The organism is Rhodococcus sp. IC4_135, from assembly GCF_011602025.1.
Classification (GTDB): domain Bacteria; phylum Actinomycetota; class Actinomycetes; order Mycobacteriales; family Mycobacteriaceae; genus Rhodococcus_F; species Rhodococcus_F baikonurensis.
Genome location: NZ_JAAOLG010000097.1, coordinates 1 through 1525, shown reverse-complemented (window position 1 = coordinate 1525; position 1525 = coordinate 1). Strand labels below are relative to the sequence as shown.

Below are 1525 nucleotides of genomic sequence, written 5' to 3'. Positions count from 1 at the left end.
CCCTCTCTGTCAGGATTTAGTGAGACACTCGGAGGCAACCGAGATCACTCACTGAGGGCATGAAACGAGCACCACCGATGAGCAGCCCGAACCCCGAAACACCGTCAGATTCGCCGGCGGATCCTGCCCCGAAACCGACCCGCAGAACCTTCACCACTGAATACCGCAACCGCATCCTCGACGAATACAACAACGCCCCACACGGAGAGAAATCTGCAGTCCTGCGCCGCGAAGGTTTGTACCAATCTCAACTCCGAGAATGGGCCCAAGCCAGAACCGCAGCGGCCGGGAAGTCTCGACCGAAAGCGGTCGCCCATCCCGACACCGACGCCGCGACACGTAAGGAAATGGCCCGACTGACACGCGAGAACGCTCGTCTGGCAAAGCAATTGACGCAGACGGAGGCCGCGCTCGAGATCATGGGAAAACTTCACGTGCTCTTGGAATCCATCTCCGAGAGCACGGACACACCGCCCTTACCGAAGACGCACTGAACAGCACATTCGCCGACCTGCGAGCCGCCGAAATCCCCACCAGGCGATCCTGCATCCTGATCGGGCGATCCCGCGCCACCCACTACCGTCACCAGCAACCACCCGTTCAAGGTCCCCGGAAACCAAGACCCATCCCGGACAACGGCCAAGCGCTCACCGCATCCGAGCGAGCGAAAGTTTTGACCGTCATCAACAGCGACAAGAACGCTGACCTGGCCATATGTCAGATCTGGGCGCGGGAACTCGACGAGGGAAACTACTGGTGTTCACTGTCGAGCATGTATCGGATCGCCGCCGCGGCCGGACAAAACCGTGAACGCCGACGAACAGCGACACATCCACCGAAGGCGATCCCCGAACTCCTCGCCGACGGACCTTCACAGGTCTGGACCTGGGACATCACCAAACTTCGCGGGCCCACCAAGGGCGTGTGGTTTCACCTGTACGTACTGATCGACATCTACTCTCGCTACAACCCGTCGTGGATCGTGGCTGCACACGAAAGTGCTGAATTGGCAGCTGAATTCATTGCGGAAGCAATCGAGCGCAACGGCATCGCCCCGCACACCGTCCACGCGGACCGCGGCACTTCGATGACCTCAGGATTGGTGTCGGAACTGCTCACCAACCTCGGCATCACCCGGTCGCATTCACGACCGCGAGTATCGAACGACAACCCGTACTCCGAGTCGCAATTCAAGACTCTGAAATACCTGCATGATTTCCCGACTTCGTTTGCATCACTGGATGATGCACGAGTGTTCTTGGAAGGATTCTTCAACGAGTACAACCATATTCACCGTCATTCGGGAATTGCCTGGCATACGCCGGCGTCGGTGCACTTCGGGACCGCTGACGCGGTCGACGAGGCCCGGCAGATCACTCTGAACGAGGCTTACGTCGCGAACCCTGCCCGGTTTTCGCGCCGGCCAAGTCCGCCCGAGATGCCGACCGTATTCTTCATCAACGAACCGGTCTCGGAATCGCAGATCAACTGAACGTCACTGTCTCACTTGACTTGACACATAGCG

Annotated in this window: 2 protein-coding genes; both read left to right on the top strand. The window is 59.0% G+C overall.

Annotated elements, in window-relative coordinates:
• Nucleotides 1-77 precede the first annotated feature (77 nt).
• Nucleotides 78-494: a transposase gene (locus G8767_RS35140; protein WP_030537394.1), complete on the top strand. Its 417-nt coding sequence runs from the start codon at nt 78-80 to the stop codon at nt 492-494.
• Nucleotides 495-673: 179 nt separating this feature from the next.
• Entirely contained in the window at nt 674-1492 is an 819-nt protein-coding gene (locus G8767_RS35135; protein WP_081377669.1) for a DDE-type integrase/transposase/recombinase, read from the top strand.
• Nucleotides 1493-1525 lie beyond the last annotated feature (33 nt).